General features: G+C 70.9%; 18 protein-coding genes. 9 read left to right on the forward strand and 9 right to left on the reverse strand.

Annotated elements, in window-relative coordinates; genetic code table 11:
* Positions 1–17: 17 nt before the first annotated feature.
* Positions 18–932 carry a phosphatase PAP2 family protein gene (locus tag AMYBE_RS0116970; RefSeq protein ID WP_020660584.1) on the reverse strand — a complete coding sequence of 305 codons (915 nt, stop codon included), beginning with the start codon at positions 930–932 and terminating at the stop codon, positions 18–20.
* A gap of 111 nt (positions 933–1043) precedes the next feature.
* Between AMYBE_RS0116970 and AMYBE_RS0116975 the strand changes: the two genes are divergently transcribed.
* Genes AMYBE_RS0116975 through AMYBE_RS0116985 form a run of 3 tightly spaced genes read left to right on the forward strand, consistent with a single transcriptional unit; the run spans position 1044 to position 3621 of the window.
* Positions 1044–1724 carry a response regulator transcription factor gene (locus AMYBE_RS0116975; protein ID WP_027927736.1) on the forward strand — a complete coding sequence of 227 codons (681 nt, stop codon included), beginning with the start codon at positions 1044–1046 and terminating at the stop codon, positions 1722–1724.
* Positions 1721–3148, forward strand: coding sequence for an ATP-binding protein (locus AMYBE_RS0116980; protein ID WP_020660586.1), 1428 nt, complete (start codon positions 1721–1723; stop codon positions 3146–3148). Before AMYBE_RS0116975 ends, AMYBE_RS0116980 begins: the two co-directional genes overlap by 4 nt.
* Positions 3145–3621: a hypothetical protein gene (locus AMYBE_RS0116985; RefSeq protein ID WP_020660587.1), complete on the forward strand. Its 477-nt coding sequence runs from the start codon at positions 3145–3147 to the stop codon at positions 3619–3621. The genes AMYBE_RS0116980 and AMYBE_RS0116985 overlap by 4 nt, the downstream gene beginning before the upstream one ends.
* 6 nt (positions 3622–3627) lie before the next feature.
* Here the strand turns inward: AMYBE_RS0116985 and AMYBE_RS0116990 are convergent, their stop codons facing one another.
* Positions 3628–4218, reverse strand: a complete 591-nt coding sequence (locus AMYBE_RS0116990) for a TetR family transcriptional regulator (protein ID WP_020660588.1) — start codon at positions 4216–4218, stop codon at positions 3628–3630.
* A 55-nt stretch (positions 4219–4273) separates the two neighbouring features.
* Between AMYBE_RS0116990 and AMYBE_RS0116995 the strand changes: the two genes are divergently transcribed.
* Positions 4274–5509, forward strand: coding sequence for an FAD-dependent oxidoreductase (locus AMYBE_RS0116995; protein ID WP_027927738.1), 1236 nt, complete (start codon positions 4274–4276; stop codon positions 5507–5509).
* Positions 5510–5555: 46 nt separating this feature from the next.
* Here AMYBE_RS0116995 and AMYBE_RS0117000 read toward each other — a convergent pair whose 3' ends face one another.
* On the reverse strand, positions 5556–6116 hold the full coding sequence (locus AMYBE_RS0117000) for an NADPH-dependent FMN reductase (protein WP_020660590.1): 561 nt from the start codon (positions 6114–6116) through the stop codon (positions 5556–5558).
* A 94-nt stretch (positions 6117–6210) separates the two neighbouring features.
* On the opposite strand from AMYBE_RS0117000, the gene soxR reads away from it, so the two are divergent.
* Complete coding sequence (gene soxR / locus AMYBE_RS0117005; RefSeq protein WP_020660591.1) at positions 6211–6678, forward strand: redox-sensitive transcriptional activator SoxR; 468 nt, start codon at positions 6211–6213, stop codon at positions 6676–6678.
* A gap of 60 nt (positions 6679–6738) precedes the next feature.
* Here the strand turns inward: soxR and AMYBE_RS0117010 are convergent, their stop codons facing one another.
* Entirely contained in the window at positions 6739–7245 is a 507-nt protein-coding gene (locus AMYBE_RS0117010; protein WP_020660592.1) for a mycothiol transferase, read from the reverse strand.
* Positions 7246–7490: 245 nt separating this feature from the next.
* Here AMYBE_RS0117010 and AMYBE_RS44925 point away from each other — a divergent pair, with 245 nt between their 5' ends.
* Positions 7491–7640 (forward strand): hypothetical protein, encoded by a 150-nt coding sequence (locus AMYBE_RS44925; RefSeq protein ID WP_020660593.1) that lies wholly within the window; start codon positions 7491–7493, stop codon positions 7638–7640.
* Between the two features lie 168 nt (positions 7641–7808).
* Here AMYBE_RS44925 and AMYBE_RS0117020 read toward each other — a convergent pair whose 3' ends face one another.
* A complete protein-coding gene (locus tag AMYBE_RS0117020) occupies positions 7809–8243 on the reverse strand; it encodes a DUF6314 family protein (protein WP_020660594.1) in 435 nt (144 codons plus the stop codon).
* A 241-nt stretch (positions 8244–8484) separates the two neighbouring features.
* Between AMYBE_RS0117020 and recQ the strand changes: the two genes are divergently transcribed.
* Positions 8485–10323, forward strand: coding sequence for a DNA helicase RecQ (recQ, locus tag AMYBE_RS0117025; RefSeq protein ID WP_020660595.1), 1839 nt, complete (start codon positions 8485–8487; stop codon positions 10321–10323).
* A gap of 154 nt (positions 10324–10477) precedes the next feature.
* On the opposite strand, the gene AMYBE_RS0117030 is transcribed toward recQ, so the two are convergent.
* Positions 10478–10681, reverse strand: a complete 204-nt coding sequence (locus AMYBE_RS0117030; RefSeq protein WP_020660596.1) for an antitoxin — start codon at positions 10679–10681, stop codon at positions 10478–10480.
* A 128-nt stretch (positions 10682–10809) separates the two neighbouring features.
* Here AMYBE_RS0117030 and add point away from each other — a divergent pair, with 128 nt between their 5' ends.
* Entirely contained in the window at positions 10810–11793 is a 984-nt protein-coding gene (gene add / locus AMYBE_RS0117035; RefSeq protein ID WP_020660597.1) for an adenosine deaminase, read from the forward strand.
* On the opposite strand, the gene AMYBE_RS0117040 is transcribed toward add, so the two are convergent.
* Positions 11771–13144: a vWA domain-containing protein gene (locus tag AMYBE_RS0117040; protein ID WP_020660598.1), complete on the reverse strand. Its 1374-nt coding sequence runs from the start codon at positions 13142–13144 to the stop codon at positions 11771–11773. The genes add and AMYBE_RS0117040 overlap by 23 nt on opposite strands.
* Entirely contained in the window at positions 13141–14022 is an 882-nt protein-coding gene (locus AMYBE_RS0117045; RefSeq protein WP_020660599.1) for an AAA family ATPase, read from the reverse strand. The genes AMYBE_RS0117040 and AMYBE_RS0117045 overlap by 4 nt, the downstream gene beginning before the upstream one ends.
* Positions 14023–14251: 229 nt before the next feature.
* Between AMYBE_RS0117045 and AMYBE_RS43400 the strand changes: the two genes are divergently transcribed.
* Positions 14252–17191 (forward strand): S53 family peptidase, encoded by a 2940-nt coding sequence (locus AMYBE_RS43400; RefSeq protein WP_020660600.1) that lies wholly within the window; start codon positions 14252–14254, stop codon positions 17189–17191.
* Positions 17192–17251: 60 nt separating this feature from the next.
* Here the strand turns inward: AMYBE_RS43400 and AMYBE_RS0117055 are convergent, their stop codons facing one another.
* The gene (locus AMYBE_RS0117055) at positions 17252–17752 is read right to left on the reverse strand and encodes a hypothetical protein (protein WP_154676231.1); all 501 of its coding nucleotides are present in this window, start codon (positions 17750–17752) and stop codon (positions 17252–17254) included.
* Between the last annotated feature and the right edge of the window lie 118 nt (positions 17753–17870).

Below are 17870 nucleotides of genomic sequence, written 5' to 3' on the forward strand. Positions count from 1 at the left end.
GAACCGCTCACCACCGGCTAGCGCAGCTCGGCGACCCGGTTCCGGGCCCCCGACGGGTCGAAGTTCACTCGCCGCAACGGCCCTGCGGCCAGCAGCACCACCGCCATCGCGCTCAACGCGGCCAGCACCAGCGCCGCCACGAACCGCGCCGGACCGGAGGTGGCCGAAGCCAGCACCGCGTACCCGCCGAGCACCACCGCGACCGGCCCGAGCAGCGCGATTGTCGTCGCGATCGGCGGAATCCGGCTGCCGTCCGGACGCCGGGCCGAGACGACCGCCGCGCCGGTCGACACCACGGCCGCCACCAGCAGGCAGCCGCCCACGGTGTCGGACAGGCGGTGCCAGCTCAGCGCGACGGTCGCCGCGGCCACCCAGGCGACGCCGGGCGCGCCCACGGCGAGCACCCAGGTCCGGAACCGGGCGGGCAGCGCCACGGCCAGCGCCAGCAGGGCGGCGGTGGCCGCGGTCACGTGCCCGCTCGGGAAGCTGTTGTGGTGCGGGACGCCGGTCGCGGACGCGACGTCCGGCCGGTCGAGCAGGTAGATCTTGAACAGCTGCGCGGCCGCTATCGGCAGCAGGAACAGCACCAGCGCGGTCACCGCGAGCGCGAACCTCTTGCGTGCCATCGCGAGCGCCACGACGGCGATGCCGGCCGCGCCGAACACCGCCACCATGTCCAGCTCGGACAGCGGCATCGCCCAGTCCACTGTGGACCGCGTGATCTGCTGCGCGTAGCGGACCACGCCGTCCTCCGCCCGCTGTCCGCCGGGCGTCCGCACGAACAGCAGGTAGGCGACGACGAACGCGCCGGTGAACCCGATCGCGGACGCGATCAGCACCGCGGTGCGCGAGCGCCGCTGCGGGGCGAGCGCGTGCCGGGGCGCGGACCGGGACACGTCGAGCAACTGCGTTTCACGAGTCAGCACTGCCATGCCTACGAGCCTGGCTGCGCGAGTTAGGGATCTCGTCTGAGCCGTGTCATGGTTTCGCTACAAGATCGGCCCGGCTCGCGCGCTCCGGCGGCTTCTCCCAATAATGACGGGGTGGCAGTGGTGTTGGTGGTCGAGGACGACGCGTCCGTGCGCGAAGGAATGGAACTGGCCCTGCGCCGCCAGGGACACACGGTGCACACCGCGGCGTCCGGCGAAGAAGGCGTCCGGCTCCTCCGCGAACGCACGCCCGACCTGGTGGTGCTGGACCTGATGCTGCCCGGCATCGACGGGTTCGAGACTTGCCGCCGGATGCGCGCGCAGGGCCAGGTGCCGATCATCATGCTCACCGCGCGCAGCGACGATTTCGACATCGTCGCCGGCCTGGAGGCGGGTGCCGACGACTACGTCGTCAAGCCGGTCGAACCGCGGGTGCTCGACGCCCGGATCCGCGCGGTCCTGCGCCGCACCGCCGCCGAACCGGACGCCGCCGCGCCCGAACAGCACGGGGACCTGGTGATCGACCGGGCCGGAATGCTGGTGCGCAAACGCGGCGAACCGGTGGCGCTCACCCCGACCGAGCTGAAGCTGCTGCTGGAGATCTCCCGCACGCCGGGCCAGGTGTACAGCCGTCGTCAGCTGCTCGCCACCGTCTGGGGACACGACTACCTCGGCGATTCCCGGCTGGTCGACGCCTGCGTGCAGCGGCTGCGCGCCAAGATCGAGGACGTCCCGGCGCGACCGGACCACGTGCAGACGGTCCGCGGGTTCGGCTACCGGTTCGGCCGCTCGTGAGCGGGCCAGGGACCGCCGGCTGGCTGCGCAGCCGGGTGTCCGGGCTGCGGCTGCGGCTGGTGCTGGCCTTCGCGGCGATGACACTGGTCGGCGCGGGCGCGGCGGCCGGCGCGAGCTACGTGTCGGCGCGCAACACGATCCTGGCCGGCGTGCAGGATCCGGCGATGGTGCAGCTGCGCGAGGATGTCTATACCTATCTGCCGCAGCTCACCTTCCCGCCCGACCAGCGGCAACTCGACAACATGGCGCACTCGCTCAAGGGCCGGACCTCGGTGTCGTTCGGCGCGCTGCACTCCGAAACCGGCCTCTCTCCCGGCGACGTTCCGCCCGGGCTGCGCCAGGCGGTCGACGGCGGGAACGTCATCCAGTTCCAGCGAGTGGTCGACGGCGGCGTGCCGATGCTGTTCGTCGGGATGCCGCTGCTGCGCTACGGTTCCGCCGGGATCGAGCACACCGGCGTCGAGGTCTACAAAACGGTGTCGCTGACCGCCCAGCAGACCGCGATCGACGAACTGGCGAAACGTGCGTGGCTGATGGCCGCTCTCGCGCTGCCGATCGCGGTCGGGCTGGCGTTGCTGGCCGCGCGCCAGGTGCTGCGCCCGGTGCGCGCGCTCAACTCCGCGGCCCGGAAGCTCGGCGACGGTCAGCTGGACGTGCGCCTTCCCACGAAGGGCTCCGACGAGCTGGCCCAGCTGGTCACCACGTTCAACCACACCGCCGCCGAGCTGGAGCGGACAGTAGGTTCGCTGCGTTCGATGGAGGCCGACGCGCGCCGGTTCGTCGCCGACGTCTCGCACGAGCTGCGCACCCCGCTGGCCGCGATGAACGCGGTCACCGACGTGCTCGACGAGGACGCCGACCAGCTGCCTTCGGACACCGCGGTCGCTGCGCGGCTGGTGTCCTCCGAAACCCGCCGGCTGACCCGGCTCGTGCAGGACCTGGTCGAGATCTCCCGCTTCGACGCGGGCCGGGCGGAGCTGCGGGCCGAGGAGGTCGACCTGGCCGAGCTGGTACAGAACAGCCTGACCGCGCGCGGCTGGACCGCCGCCGACGGCATCTCCGCCGACCTGCCGTCCGGCATCGTCGCGTCCGCCGACCCGCGCCGGCTCGATCTGGTGGTCGCCAACCTCGTCGGCAACGCCCTGCGCCACGGCGCGCCGCCGGTGGAAGTGCGGCTGAGCAGCGGCGAGACGGCGGTCACGCTGACCGTCACCGATCACGGTCCGGGCATCCCGGAGGAGGTGCTGCCGCACGTGTTCGACCGGTTCGCCAAGGCGGACACGTCCCGCGCCCGGTCCGAAGGCAGCGGCCTCGGCCTGTCCATCGCGCAGGAAAACGCCCGTCTGCACGGCGGCGCGCTGGAAGCCGAAAACACTGGCGACGGCGCGCGCTTCACGCTCCGGCTGCCCCGGGAGGCCCGATGAAACGGCTGGCCTGCGTCTTGCTGTGCGCGTTCGGTCTCGTCGGGTGCGGCATCCAGCCGACCGCGGTGATCCCGGCCGGCAACGCGCCGATCGGGAACCAGCTGGGCTCGACGCGCCCGCAGATCACCCTCTACTTCCTCATCGGCGGCCAGCTCAGCCCGGTGCGCCGGGCCTGGGCCGCGGAAACCAGCCCGACCACCATCCTGACCGAGCTCTTCGGCGGCCCGTCCCCCGCCGAGGAACAGCAGGGCTTCTACTCGACGCTGCCGCCCGGACGGCACGTCACCGTCGACACCAGCGGCGCGCAGGTGGTGGTGACCGTGGCCGTGTCGATGAAGCAACTCTTCCCGGACGGGGTGCGGCAGGTGGTCTGCACGACAGCGGCCGCGCTGGCCGCGTCCGGACGGAACGCGACCGGCGGGATCACCGTGGTCGCGTCGGACACGAAACTGGAATCTCTGTCCTGCAACTGATTCCGGCTAGCGGGGGACGAACCCGTGCACGACGCGGTCGACCACGGACAGGACGACCTCGGTCGTGTTTCGCCCGCCGGTCTCCTGCCGCAGCGCCGCCTCCAGCGCACCGAACACCGCGCCGGTCAGCGCCGCGGCCTCGACCCGGTCCAGCTGCGGCGCGCACTTCTCGTACAGCAGCTCCGCCCAGCGGTCGCCGACCATCGCGTTGCGCAGCAGGTACCCGGCGCGCAACGCCGGCACCTCGGCGAGGAGCCGCGTCCGCACCTCGGTGAGCGGATGGTCCAGCGGGAAGCTCCACTCGTCCGCGGTGGCCAGCGCGCCGATCGTCCGCGGGACGAGTTCGGCGACCGGTTCTCCGGGCCGCGCGGCCGCGAAGACTTCGTCCAGCACCTGGTCGAAGAGGTGCTGATCAGCGAAAACGACGTCCTCTTTGGCCGCGAAGTAGTTGAAGAACGTCGCTGGCGACACCTGGGCCCTGGCGGCGATCTCGGCGACTGTCGTGCCGTCGAAACCCTGCTCGTCGAACAGCGTCAGCGCTGCCTCGATCAGTGCCTGGCGGGTCCGCCGCTTTTTTTCTTCTCGCAACCCGGTCATGGCGGAAATATTAGCGCTGATCTAAACTTAGAGTGTATCTAAGATTGGAGCCGCGATGGAACGAGCGGGATGCGTCGTCGCCGGGGGAGGCCCGGCCGGGATGATGCTCGGCCTGCTGCTGGCCAGGGCCGGCATCGAGGTCGTGGTACTGGAGAAGCACCGCGACTTCCTCCGGGATTTCCGCGGCGACACCGTGCATCCCTCCACCCTGCGCCTGCTCGACGAGCTCGGTCTGGGCGCACGCTTCGCCCGGCTCTCCCGCTCGTTCCTAAAGCGGATGAAGATGCAGATCGGCGACGAAACCGTGGTGGCGGCCGATTTCGGCCGGCTGCGCGGACCGCACCGGCACCTCGCCATGGTGCCCCAGTCGGAGTTCCTGGGCCTGCTGGCCGAAGCCGGTGCCGCCGAGCCGGCGTTCTCTCTGCGCATGGGCGCGGAACTGACCGGCCTGCGCCGCGAGAACGGCCGCGTCACCGGCGTGCGCTACCGCTCCTGCGGAGGCACCGAGCGCGAAATCGCCGCCCCGCTCACCGTCGGCTGCGACGGCCGATGGTCGGCCGTGCGCCGCGAACTCGGCTTCGCCCTGCGGGAATCGGAAGTCCCGATGGACGTCTGGCAAGTGCGGGTGCCGAAAGCCGAGGAAGGAGAATCCGGAGTGTTCGCCCGCTTCGGCCCGGGCTACGCCTCGGTCACCATGGACCGCGGCGACTACTACCAGACGTCGTACCTCATTCCTCGCGGCTCGGATGCCCGGCTGCGTTCGGCGCCAGTCGCGGAATTCCGCGCCCGGCTGAGCGAACTGTTCGGCTGGTCGCCCGGGCAGCTGGCCGGCATCCGTTCCTGGGACGACGTCAAGCTGCTCGAAGTGACGATGGGCCTGCTGCCGCGCTGGCACCGGCCGGGTGCGGTGTGCATCGGCGACGCCGCCCACCCGATGTCCCCGGTGGGCGGCGTCGGAGTGAACCTGGCCGTGCAAGATGCCGTCGCGACCGCCCGAATCCTGGCCGCGCCCCTGCGGGCCGGGACGCCTTCGCCGTCCCGGTTGGCCGCGATCCGCCGCCGCCGTTGGCTTCCGACTGCGGCGGTGCAGTTCAACCAGCGAAGCGAGCACGAAATGCTGTTGCGTCCGGCACTGGAGGGAACCTTGCAACGGCTTCCCGCGCCGATGCGGGTGTTGCAACGGGTTCCGGCGCTGTCCGGGGTTACCGCGTATCTGGGCGGGGTCGGAATTCGGCCGGAGCACGCGCCGGCTTTCGCGCGACGGTCTGATGTGGACAGTCACCTCGGGTAGCAGCGGCCGGGCGAGGGATTGCGGCCCTCGCCCGCCGGCCTCCCCGCTACCCCGGGTAAGCGCGCACCCCGCGCGCGTCCTGCAACGCCCGGGCCCACCACTCGAGCTGGTCCAGCAACGCCTTCGCCGCTGTCCCGGCCGCCGGGTCGACCGGCTCGCCGTTCTGGTCGAAGCGGCCGTGCGCGCCGTGGAAGCTGACCGTTTCGCGGACGGTGACCGCGTGCAGCTCGGCGAACACCGGGCGGAGGTGCTCGACCGCGCGCAGGCCGCCGGAAATTCCGCCGTAGGACACGAACGCGACCGGCTTGGCGTGCCATTCTCCGTGAAACCAGTCGAGGACGTTCTTGAGCGCGGCCGGGTAGCTGTGGTTGTACTCCGGCGTGATCACGACGAACGCGTCCGCCGCCGCGAGCCGCGCGGCGACCGGTTCGGCTCCGCGGCCGGTCATCGCGAGCGGAAGCGCGACCTCGGCCACGTCGAGGACGTCTGTCTCGAACCCGCCGTGCCGGCCCGTCTCGCGGAGGAACCAGCGCAGCACCGTCGGGGCGAACCGCCCTTCCCGGGCACTGCCGACGAGCACGGCGAGCCGGACGGGAGCTTCGGACACGATGTTCTCCTTTTTCCCGGGGCGGAACCGTTTCCGCCTTCCGGAGGAGAGTTTCGAACTTCAAGCTCCCTTTAAGTCAAGCTATCCTGTCGGCATGGCGAAGACGGAACTGCCCGAACTGACCGTCGGCGAGCTCTCGCGCCGCAGCGGCGTGCCCGCGTCGGCCTTGCGGTTCTACGAGGACGAGAACCTGATCCGGAGCCGGCGCACCGCGGGCAACCAGCGCCGCTACCGCCGGGACACGCTGCGGCGCGTGACGTTCATCCGCATGTCTCAGCGGGTCGGCATGCCGCTCTCCCAGATCCGCGAAGTGATGGGCCTGCTGCCGGACGACCGCACTCCGACCCGCGCCGACTGGGCCCGCATCTCCACCTGCTGGCGCTCGGACCTCGACCACCGCATCCGCCAGCTGGAACAACTCCGCGATCAGCTGAACGATTGCATCGGCTGCGGCTGCATGTCCCTGGCCAAATGCCGGCTGGCCAACCCGAGCGACCAGCTCGGCGCCCAGGGCCCCGGTCCGCAGCGGCTGCCGGACCACCGGGAGGACGGGTACGAGTGACCCGCCGCGGCGCGACCCGCGGGATTGCCGCGCGGGACCAGCTCCGCCGACGGCCGTCCGTCACGCCAACAGCAGCCCCTTCACGTACGCCGCCTGCCCGGCGTGCTGAAGGTCGTCGGACAGCACGCTGACCAGCCGGACGCCCAACGTCACCGCCGGCGTCCACCGTTCGTCGACGACTCGGTCCAGCGCCGCCTCGTCGACCCCCGCGACCCAGGACACGGTGTGCTCGTGCACGGCGTCGTAGTAGCCGGTCAGCAGTTCCGGCGACTCGGTCCGCACTTGCGCGACGTCCTTGCTGCGGTGCCCGTAACCGGTGGCTCCGGCCGGGAACGGCAGGCCGAACCGCCCGTGCCAGTTCTGTGCGGTCCAGGTCTGTTCGACACCCGCGACGTCGGCGACGTGATCGTCCTGGACCCGGGTCAGGTGCCAGATCAGCCAGGCGATCGAGTTGGCGTCCGGGCCCGGGCGAGCGGCCAGCTGCTCCGCGGTCAGCCCGTCGACTGCCTCGTGCACCAGCTCCCGCACCCGGCCGAACCCGTCCACGAGCAGATCGGCCACATTCATCTCCGCGCTCCTCCTCCGGGTCGTCCTGCGCTTGCCTCGATCATGCCCCCGAAGACCGCCCGCTGCCCACCTCGGCGCTTCCGGCCGGCACGACGGGTCCGTTCGTGCCCCTTCCGGACGCGTTTTCGCCGCCAGCCCAACCGCTGCCCACCGTGACCCCGAAGGTCCACTTCGGACTCGTTCGCGACCGGGTAGGCTGGCGGACAAAAGCGGCATCCGCCGCAGACGAAGCGAACGGAGGGACAGTGGCGTTCCCGATGCCCCGGGCGGTGCCCAGCTTCGACAACATCGGCGGCATCGCCATCCCGTCCTGGGCGGGCGCGGTCCTCGCCGCGGCCGCCGCGGTGTCCGCGATCACGGTTTTGCTGGTAGTTCTGCGCAACCGGCGCAAGTAGCGGCCGCCCGGAGCCCGCGCCCGGAGCCGGGCGAGCACCTCCTCACCCGGCCGGCCGACCAGCCCGACGTCCGTGAAGGGAACATTGAGGGAATCTGAGTCCCTCAATGTTCCCTTCACGGACCGGGACCGGCCGGAACCGGGACCAGCGGGCGGGACCGGCTCCAGCTCACCCGCCGGCACGCGTGAACCGGCTGGTGATCACATGGTCCTTGGCCGGCCCGGTCACCACCCATTCCTGCTCCCACCGCCGCTCGTCCACCAGCAAGTACGTGCCCCGGTACCAGTCCGCGCTGCACGGATGATCGGCCGTCCACTCCCCGGTCGTCAGATCCACGTCGTGGAAGAACCCGCCGTGGTCGAAGTGCACCGCGGCGCGGGCACCGCCGGCCGGGCGGTAGTGCAGGGTCCGGACGAACGGCCCGCGGTGCGCTCCGAGCCGCAACTCCCCCGATTCGTGGTACACCAGCACGTCGTCTTCCAGGGTGAACGTCACGCAGCCGGCCGCCGAGCCGAGCGCTTCTCCGTCGACGCCCGCTATATCGCGCGCGAGCCGCCAATCGCCGGAGAAATACCCGTTCAGGTCAGTGATCGGAAAAGCCACGCGTCCATTGTGCGCCCTCGCTCCGAGCGCGAATGGCCCCATCGCGGCCGTCTCGGCACCGTCTGTCACCGCCCGGGAGCGAACGGTCCCGCCGCCCCGGCCGTCGCCAGGCGAAAGGCCGATCACCCTCCGCAATCGGCCCGTTCCGATGCCCGGCCGCGAGCCGGGGCGAGGGGGACACTCGCGCCGCGCCCGGCGGGGCAGGCCCGGCCGGACCGCCCGCCGCCCTAGACTCGGCCCCGTGGCGCACCCCGATCCGGCCGCGCAGGCCACCAGCTCCCCCGCTCTCGAAACGCTGCAGCGCGTGTTCGGCTACGACGCGTTCCGCGGCGACCAGGCGGAGATCGTCGACCAGGTGATCTCCGGCGGCGACGCGCTCGTGCTGATGCCCACCGGCGGCGGGAAATCGCTGTGCTACCAGATCCCGTCGCTCGTGCGGCCGGGCGTCGGCGTGGTGATCTCGCCGCTCATCGCCTTGATGCAGGACCAGGTCGACGCCTTGCGCAACGTCGGCGTGCGCGCCGGATTCCTCAACTCCACCCAGGATTTCGGGCAGCGGCAGGAAGTGGAGGAGGCGTTCCTCTCGGGCGAGCTCGACCTGCTCTATCTCGCTCCGGAGCGGCTGTCGGTGGAATCCACCGTCCGGCTGCTCGACCGGGGCAAGATCGCGCTGTTCGCGATCGACGAAGCGCACTGCGTGTCCCAGTGGGGCCACGACTTCCGGCCGGACTACCTGATGCTGTCGTCGCTGCACGAACGCTGGCCGGACGTGCCGCGGATCGCGCTCACCGCCACCGCGACCGAGGCCACGCACAAGGAGATCTCGCAGCGCCTCGGCCTCGACGGCGCCAAGCATTTCGTCGCGAGCTTCGACCGGCCGAACATCCAGTACCGGATCGTGCCGAAGAACTCGCCGCAGAAACAGCTGCTCGAACTCCTGCGCACGGAGCACCAGGGCGACGCGGGAATCGTCTACTGCCTGTCCCGCGCGTCCGTGGAGAAGACCGCGGAATTCCTCGTGCAGAACGGAATTCCGGCGCTGCCCTACCACGCCGGACTGGACAAGGCGACCCGCGCCGCCAACCAGTCGCGGTTTCTGCGCGAGGACGGCCTCGTCGTGGTCGCCACGATCGCGTTCGGCATGGGCATCGACAAGCCGGACGTCCGGTTCGTGGCGCATCTCGACCTGCCGAAGTCGGTCGAGGGGTACTACCAGGAGACCGGCCGCGCCGGACGCGACGGGCAGCCGTCGACCGCGTGGCTCGCGTACGGGCTGCAAGACGTAGTCCAGCAACGGAAAATGATCGACAACTCCGAGGGCGACGAAGCGCATCGCCGGCTGCAGGCGCAGCATCTCAACGCGATGCTGGCGCTGTGCGAGACCGTCGAGTGCCGCCGGACGCAGGTCCTGGCCTACTTCGGGCAGTCCGCGCCGCCCTGCGGGAACTGCGACACCTGCCTGACGCCGCCGGAGCGATGGGACGGCACCATTCCCGCGCAGAAACTGCTGTCGACCGTCGTCCGGCTCCGCAACGAGCGGCGGCAGAAGTTCGGGGCCGGCCAGATCATCGACATCCTGCTCGGCAAGACGACACCCAAAGTCACCCAGTTCCAGCACGACACGTTGAAGGTGTTCGGGATCGGCACCGAACTGCGGGAACCGGAATGGCGGGCCGTGGTGCGGCAGTTGCTGGCGCGAAGCCTGCTCGCGGTCGAAGGGGATTACGGCTCGCTAGTGCTGACCGAGGGCTCGACCGCGGTGCTCAACGGATCGCAGCAGGTGCTGCTGCGCCGTGAGCCGGAACGAGCGGCTCGCGCCCCGCGGGCGTCGCGCAAGGCTGCCGCGGTCGACCTGCCCGCCGGGGCGGCTCCGGTGTTCGAGCGGCTGCGAGCCTGGCGCGGCGCTACCGCGAAAGAACAAGGCGTTCCCGCGTACGTGATCTTCCATGACGCCACGTTGCGGCAGATCGCCACGCTGATGCCGACCACGTTGGACGCGCTGGGGACGGTCAGCGGGGTCGGGGAGAACAAGCTGGCGAAGTACGGGGAGGGTGTGCTGGCGGCGCTGGCCGAGGGGTGAGGGCTGCGCGCTCGGCTTGGCGTTGCCCGCCGCAGCGATCCGCCGACAGCTTCTCCGAGCAGCGGCGGATCGACTGCCCAGCCGCGGTCTTCGGGCCTCTGCGCTTCAGCAGTTCCAGCAGGCCCTGATCAGGCGGCCGCTGCCCGCCCAGCCGTCACTCCGCCGTCCGGGGCCGGGTCGCCTCCGCAACCTTGCGGACCGCTCCCGAAATCTGCGAGTGGTACCGCCCGCTGGTCTTTTCGTCCACGAAGCGCCCGGCCTTCCCCACCGCCTCGGTGACCTTCTCCGGGTTCTTCCGCACATACGAAACCGCTCCCGCGGCGCCGGCCAGGACGGTGACTCGTTTCAGGAAACCCATCGCGTTGTCCTTCCCCTCGTAACAGCGAACCTGCGGTCACCCGTCCCAACGCGCGCCGCGCTCCCCCGGTTCCCAGCCGGCCCCGAAAGGGCGTCGCGAAACCTCCCGGCGACCGGCATGATGCACTGGTGCGCGATCTGTCCGCCTTGCCCAAAGCCCACCTGCACGTCCACCTCGAGAGCACCATCCGCCCCGCCACTCTCGCCGAACTGGCGGCCGCCAACCGGGTCTCGCTGCCGGCGAGGCAGGACTCGTTCGACGGGTTCCGGGCGTTCGCGGACCGCAATCGGCTCACCCGCTCGTGCCTGCAGACCGCCGAGGACTTCGAGCGCGTCGCGCGGGAGTTCTGCGCCGACGAAGCGGCCCAAGGGACCCGGTACGCGGAGGTCACCTTCACCGCCGCCTCGCACGGCGAGCGGCTCGGCGACCTGGACCTGCCGCTCGAGTCAGTCCTCAAGGGACTGACCGAGGGTGGGAGAGAGCACCGGCTCCAGTGGCGGCTGATCCTCGACCACTCCCGCCGCCGGTCGGTCGAGCGGGCCGCCAAGACGCTCGAGCTGGCGTTGCGGCACAAGGAAGTCATCGCGATCGGGATGGCCGGCGAAGAGCACCATTCGCTGACGCCGTTCGTGCGCGTCTTCGACGCCGCGCGGGAGGCGGGACTGCACCTCGTCCACCACGCGGGCGAGGACGCCGGGCCGGAAAGCATCCGGGAAGCGCTGGAAATCGGCAAAGCCGAGCGGATCGGCCACGGGATCCGCATCCTGGAGGATCCGGACCTCACCCGGCAGGCCGCCGCGAGCGGGGTCGCGCTGGAGGTGTGCCCGTCGTCGAACGTCACGCTCGGGCTGGTTCCCGAGCTGACCCGGCATCCGTTCCCTCAGCTGGAAAGAGCCGGCCTGAAGCTCACCCTCAACACCGACGTCCCGGACGTCACCGGCACCACGCTGACCGACGAGTTCGCGGTGGCCCGGGAGGTTTTCGGGTACGACGACAGCGCACTGGCCGGGTTCGCCGCCAACGCGGTCGCCGCGTCGTTCGCGCCGGCGGAGACGAAAGCCGCGCTGCACCGGGAGATCCAGGCTTGGCTCAAGCCGGCAGCAGCCGGGTGACGAGGACGCCGAGCTGCTGCGCGGTCCGGCATTCGTGCATCTCGACCAGCTCCGCGTAGTCCAGCGCCGCCGAATCGCCGGTGCCCCACAAGGAGGCCCGTTCCGGGTTCAGCCAGTGCACATGCCGCGCGCGGGCGCGGATGGCGCGGACCGCGTCCAGGTTCGGGTCGCCTCCGTTGGTCCGGGCGTCGCCGAGGATCAGCACGGACGTGCGCGGTCCGATGGCATCCAGCCACTTGCCGGTGAACTGCGCCAGGGCGCCGCCGTAATCGCTGTGGCCGTCCCAGCGGACGACCGCGGCCTCGCTGAGCATTCGCGCGCCCAGCTGCTCCGGATCGGCGGCACCGGTATCGACCAGGTGCGTGACCTCGTCGGTGCTGTCCACGAACCCGAACACGCGGATCTTGCTGAACTGGTCCCGCAGCGCCTGCACCAACAGCATGGTGAAGTTCGCGAAACCCGCCACCGAACCGGAAAGATCGCACAGCAGCACGATTTCCGGCCGTCCGGGCCGTCGGTGCCGATACGCCGGGCGCACTGGAACGCCGCCAGTCGACAGCGAGCGGCGCAGGGTGCGGCGCAGGTCTATCTGGCCCCGGGTAGCGCGTTTGCGGCGAGCGGCCAGCCGGGTCGCGAGCTTGCGCGACAGCGGCTGGATCGTCCGGCGCAGTTCGGCCAGCTGGGACCGGCTCGCGAGCAGGAAGTCGACGCGGTCCGCGGCGGGGGCGATGGCGTGCTGCGCGATCCGCGACCGGCCCCGCAGTTCAGCGGCCCGGCGGCGGGCTTCGGTGCGTACTTTTCCGCGGAACCCCTCCACCCGGCGGCGGATTTCGTCGCGGGTGAGGCGATCGGTGAATTCATCCGGCGCGGAAGCGGCGCGCATCGCCGCCAGCACCCGCGCGATCAAGGTCTGCGGCTGCAGTCGTTCCAGCGTCTGGTGCGCGGAGTACCCGCCGCCGGGGCCGCTGCCGACGCCGTACTGGCCGAGCAGGTCCACGGCGAGGCCGGCGAGCTGGTCGAGTGCCTGGTCGTCACCCTCGGCCAGCGCCGCGGCGAGCGCTTCGCGCAGCTCCTCCCGATCTCGCGGCGGGTTTTCCCTGGCCAGCTCGGGTGCGCCGACCCCGGCCGGGAAGTACAGGTCGAAGGTCGCGTCGAAGACCGACCGCTGTCCGCCGCGGCGCACCAGCGCGGCGGCGAGCCCCTCGCGGACCAGCTCGCGGTCGTCCAGGCCGAGCACTTCCAGCGCGGCGGCCGCGTCCGCGGTCTCCCCCGGCCCGGCCGGGATGCCGTGCGCCCGCAGCGCGCGCACGAACTCGGCGAGCCGCCCGGTGAGGCCCGGCGCGGCCGTCACGACGCGTCCAGCACCTGGTCGAGTTTCAGCCCGGCACCGGCCTTCGTGATGTCGTCCTGGTGCTTGAGCACGACGCCGAGGCTGTCGCGCACCACGCGCTCGTCCAGCGTTCCCGCGCCGAGTTCCAGCAGGGTGCGCGCCCAGTCGACGGTTTCCGCCACCGACGGCAGTTTCCGCAGGTCCATCGCGCGCAGCGCGGCGATCACGCGGACCACCGAATCGGCCAGCGCGTCCTCGATGCCCGGCACCTTCAGCCGGACGATCTCGCGTTCCAGGTCTTCGTCGGGGAAGTCGATGTGCAGGAACAGGCACCGCCGCCGCAGCGCCTCGGACAGCTCGCGCGTCGCGTTCGACGTCAGCACCGCGAACGGCTGCTGCGTGGCGGTGATCGTGCCCAGCTCGGGCACGGTCACCTGGAAGTCGCCGAGCACCTCCAGCAGCAGGCCTTCGATCTCGACGTCCGCCTTGTCCGTCTCGTCGATGAGCAGCACGGTCGGCTCGCTGCCGGAAATCGCGGTCAGCAACGGGCGGCGCAGCAGGAATTCCTCGCCGAAGATGTCGGTGCGCGCCTCGTCCCACGTCTCGTCGCGCCCGGCGGTGATCCGCAGCAGCTGCTTCGCGTGGTTCCACTCGTAGAGCGCACGGGCCTCGTCGATGCCCTCATAGCACTGCAACCGCACCAGCCGCGAACCGGTGACCTCGGCGACCGCGGTCGCCAGCGCGGTCTTGCCGACCCCCGCCGGGCCCTCGACCAGCAGCGGCTTGCCCAGCCGATCGGCGAGGAACACCGTGGTCGCGACCGAGACCGATGCCAGGTAGCCGACCTTGGCCAGCTGCGCCGACACATCCTCGACAGAGGTGAAGAACCCGGTGCCCACAGAACCTCCTAAGCGATCGCTCACCCGCACTCTACTGGCCAGTCGCCCGCAACGGGGTGCCGCTGACCGGACATCAGATCTCTCCGTCGATGAAATCCGTAATCTTCCGGTATCTCCGGTATGACGGGAATAGTCATCCGATGTATGGCTTGACAAGGTGATCTTCCGCCAGAAAGCTGAAACCACGCCGCAGAGAGTTCCCATCCCTTTTCCGGAAACGGAGCTGGACTTGCGTTTCGTCATCTCTCTGACGGCTGCCTCGCTGGCGCTCGCCGTCGCTTCCCCGCCCGCCACCGCCCCGACGCCAGCCGCCCAGACGGCCGCGCCACCGGCGGCGAGAACCGCGGATCAGACCTACGGCTTGCCCAGCGGCGACCACGTGCTCGTGCACGACGGCGTACCGCACTTCCTTCCGGCGCCCGGGCACTCGCCGCTGGCGTTCACTTCGAAGGTGAACGGCCAGTACACCGTCGTCCCGGCCGCGCAGCTGAAACACCTGTCCTCTTTGGATGGTTACCGGATCGGCCCGGCGCCGGCCAGCGTCCAGCAGCCGCACTACCCGCAGGGCCTGCTGGACGTGAAGGCCGTCGACCACGCCGGGAAACCAGCAGCCGCGGCGGAGATCCTCGTGGTCAACGCCGACGACCCGGCCCGCGCCACCTGGGACGGGCTGCTCGTCGGCGGCGAAGCGAAGATCCAGATTCCAGCTGGGCATTACGGCGTGGCGGTCGCGGTGTTCAACACCGACGACCACGACCAGCCGACCGACACCGAACTGCTCAGCCAGACCGAAGTCACCGTCCCGGCCACCGGTGCCACCGTCTCGCTCGACGGGCGCAAGGCGAACCGTGCCACCCTGGCCACTCCCCTGCCCAGCGACCCGGGCGCGATAGTCGTCGGCTGGGAACGCGGCAGCACCGCGAAGGTCAATTCGCTGGACATCGGCGCGCTCGGCGCCGTCCCGCTCTACGTCGGCGCCGCCGGCAAAGCGGCTACCGGCAAGTTTTCCTTCTCAGTCAGCGCCCGCTCGGTTTCCCCGGCGAACGCGGCCAAGCCGTACCGCTACTTCTTCGGCCTGCCCAAGACCGACCAGATCCCCGCTTCGCAGGCGTACCGGATAGACGCCGCGAAAATGTCCACAGTGGACATCAACTACCCGACCGACCAGCCGGCCCAGCACCTGATCGGCTGGGACGAGTGGACCATCCCGGACGAGAGCGCGGCCAACCAGCAGCCGCCGGACCTGCCCTACCTCGAATGGAACGCGCCCGCCTCGGACCGGCTGTACACGAACGTCCCGGCCAAGCAGGGCTATCTGGGCCAGCTGCGCCCCGAACTCGGCGACGGCCAGCTCGACGGACAGCTCGCCCGCGCCTTCCAGCCCGCCGCCGGACTGCACACCACGGTGAACTGGCGCACCGGGATCATCGCGCCCGCCCCGCTGACCTACGACGGTTCCTGCTACCTCTGCCGGACCGGCGACACGCTGCAGGAGTCCGGTGCCATGGACGCCGACTACGGCGGCGGCATCGGCCAGTGGAGCGACGGCACCGCCACTCTCGCCGAGGACGGCAAACAGATCTACACCGGCAGCATCCTCGGTGCCGCCTTCGACCAGAAGGCCGCGGCGGGCAAGCACCGCTACGTGTACACAATGGATGGAACACACGACGATTCGCGCACCGCGCTGTCCGACCATTCCGTGATCGCCTGGGGCTTCGACTCGGCGACCACCGCCAAGCCGGCTCCGGTCGGCCTGCTGTGGGCGAGCGCCGAATTCGGCGCGGACAAGCACGATTCCCTCGCCCCCGGCGCGGCCGCGATGACCATCGACTTCCACCGCACCGACGGCGTCGCCAACGTCGCCAAGGCCACCGCACAGGTCTCCTTCGACAGCGGCAAGACCTGGCAGGATACCGCGGTCACCCGGCCGACCTCGCAGCGCGCGCGGGCCGCGTTCACCATCCCGGCCGGTGCCAAGCCCGGTTACCTCTCGGTGCGGTTCCACGGCCAGGACGCTGCCGGTTCCACTGTGGACGAAACTGTCGACAAGGCGGTTTTGGTCAACGCCCCCAACGGGCTCGCCACCAGTGCGACGTCCATTCCGGACGCCCCGGCGGGAACGAAGGAAGCCTGCCCGGCCGCCGCTGCCGGACAGGTCCGCTGCTACGTCCTGAAGCCGGCGCAGTCCAGCGCCGCACCGAAGGGCCTGGCCCGCGCCGACTTCCTGTCCGCGTACAAGCTGCCGGCCACCGGCGGCAACGGCCGCACCGTCGCCATCGTGGACGCCTTCGACGACCCGACCGCCGAAGCCGACCTGGCCGTCTATCGCACGGCCTACGGCCTGCCGGCGTGCACGACCGCCAACGGCTGCTTCAAGAAGGTGAACGGACAGGGCAAGCCGGCTCCGCTGCCGCCGGCTGACGACGGCTGGAGCTCAGAGATCTCCCTCGACCTCGACATGGTTTCCGCGGTCTGCCCGGACTGCAAGATCGAACTGGTCGAAGCCGGCGATGCCAGCACCGGCGCGATGGCGGCCGCGGAGAAGACCGCCACCAGCTCCGGCGCCGTCGCGGTGTCGAACAGCTGGGGCGGCGACGAAACCGGCGCGAACCTGCCCTACACCGCGGCGTTCAGCCATCCCGGCGTCGCGGTCACCGCGTCCACCGGCGACCGCGGCTACCGGCAGGCCAGCTGGCCCGCGACGCTGTCCGGCGTGATCGCCGTCGGCGGCACCTCGCTGACCAAGTCGGCCAGCGGTCGCGGCTGGACCGAGTCCGCTTGGGGCGGCAGTGGCTCGGGCTGTTCGGCCTACACGGCCAAACCGGCGTGGCAAAAGGACCCGCACTGCAGCGGCCGGACGTTCGCGGACATCTCCGCGGTAGCCGACCCGGCGACCGGGGTCGCGGTCTACGACCGGGACGGCTGGGGCACCGCGGGCGGAACCAGCGCGTCGGCACCGCTCATCGCCGCGATGATCGCGCTGGCGGGCAACTCCTCGGCGCTGCCGAGCGCCCAGTACATCTACGCGCACGCCTCGTCGCTCAACGACGTCACCACCGGCAGCAACGCCCGCTGGAACTGCGGCGGCGACTACCTGTGCACCGCCGGCAAGGGCTACGACGCACCGACCGGCCTGGGCACGCCGAACGGCCTCGGCGCGCTGTGACCCGCTGCTGCCCGGGCGATCCTCAAGTCGCCCGGGCGGCGGCCGGCAGCAGCGCAGCCGTCACCGCGGCAAGCTGGGGATGACCTGGTCAATCAATCGTTTCGCGACCGGGCAGGAGTCTTCGTTGCGCACGGACCGGTCGAGGTACCAGATGCGCACCGCCGCAGCGGCGCCGGGGATCTGGACCTGATAACGGCATCCGCCGCCGGCTTTCGTGGTGTCTTTCCGGACTTCGTGCCCGCTCCGGGTGCTCGATTCGCTGTGCCCGCTCCAGTCCTCCGTCTCGCCCAGCTCCAGAGTCGCGGCCAGGTTGCCTCCGGTCAGCTTGCCGGACGGCGGGTTCCACTCGGTGCGGCAGCCGCCGACACCTCCGGTCGCCCCGGCCGGGGCGGATTCCGTCAGCTGGTACTCGCTTCGCTGCGGGTCGATCGGCGTGCCCCGCGCGACAGTCGCCAGCAACGCGCAGGCGTTCGTTTTCGCGAACGTCTCCGCCGGGCCGGCACCGCTGCATCCCGCTGCCGAGACCGCGACGGCCAGCCCGAGCACGAGCCGCTTAGTCATCGCCATGGAACCCTCGCCACGCGTCCTCGTTCGCTGTCGGATAGCTCCCGGCCACCGCCGCGCGGCGCCCGTCGTGCCTCCATGGCGCGCATAGTACGCAGTAAAATGGGATATTGCC

Source organism: Amycolatopsis benzoatilytica AK 16/65 (genome assembly GCF_000383915.1).
Classification (GTDB): domain Bacteria; phylum Actinomycetota; class Actinomycetes; order Mycobacteriales; family Pseudonocardiaceae; genus Amycolatopsis; species Amycolatopsis benzoatilytica.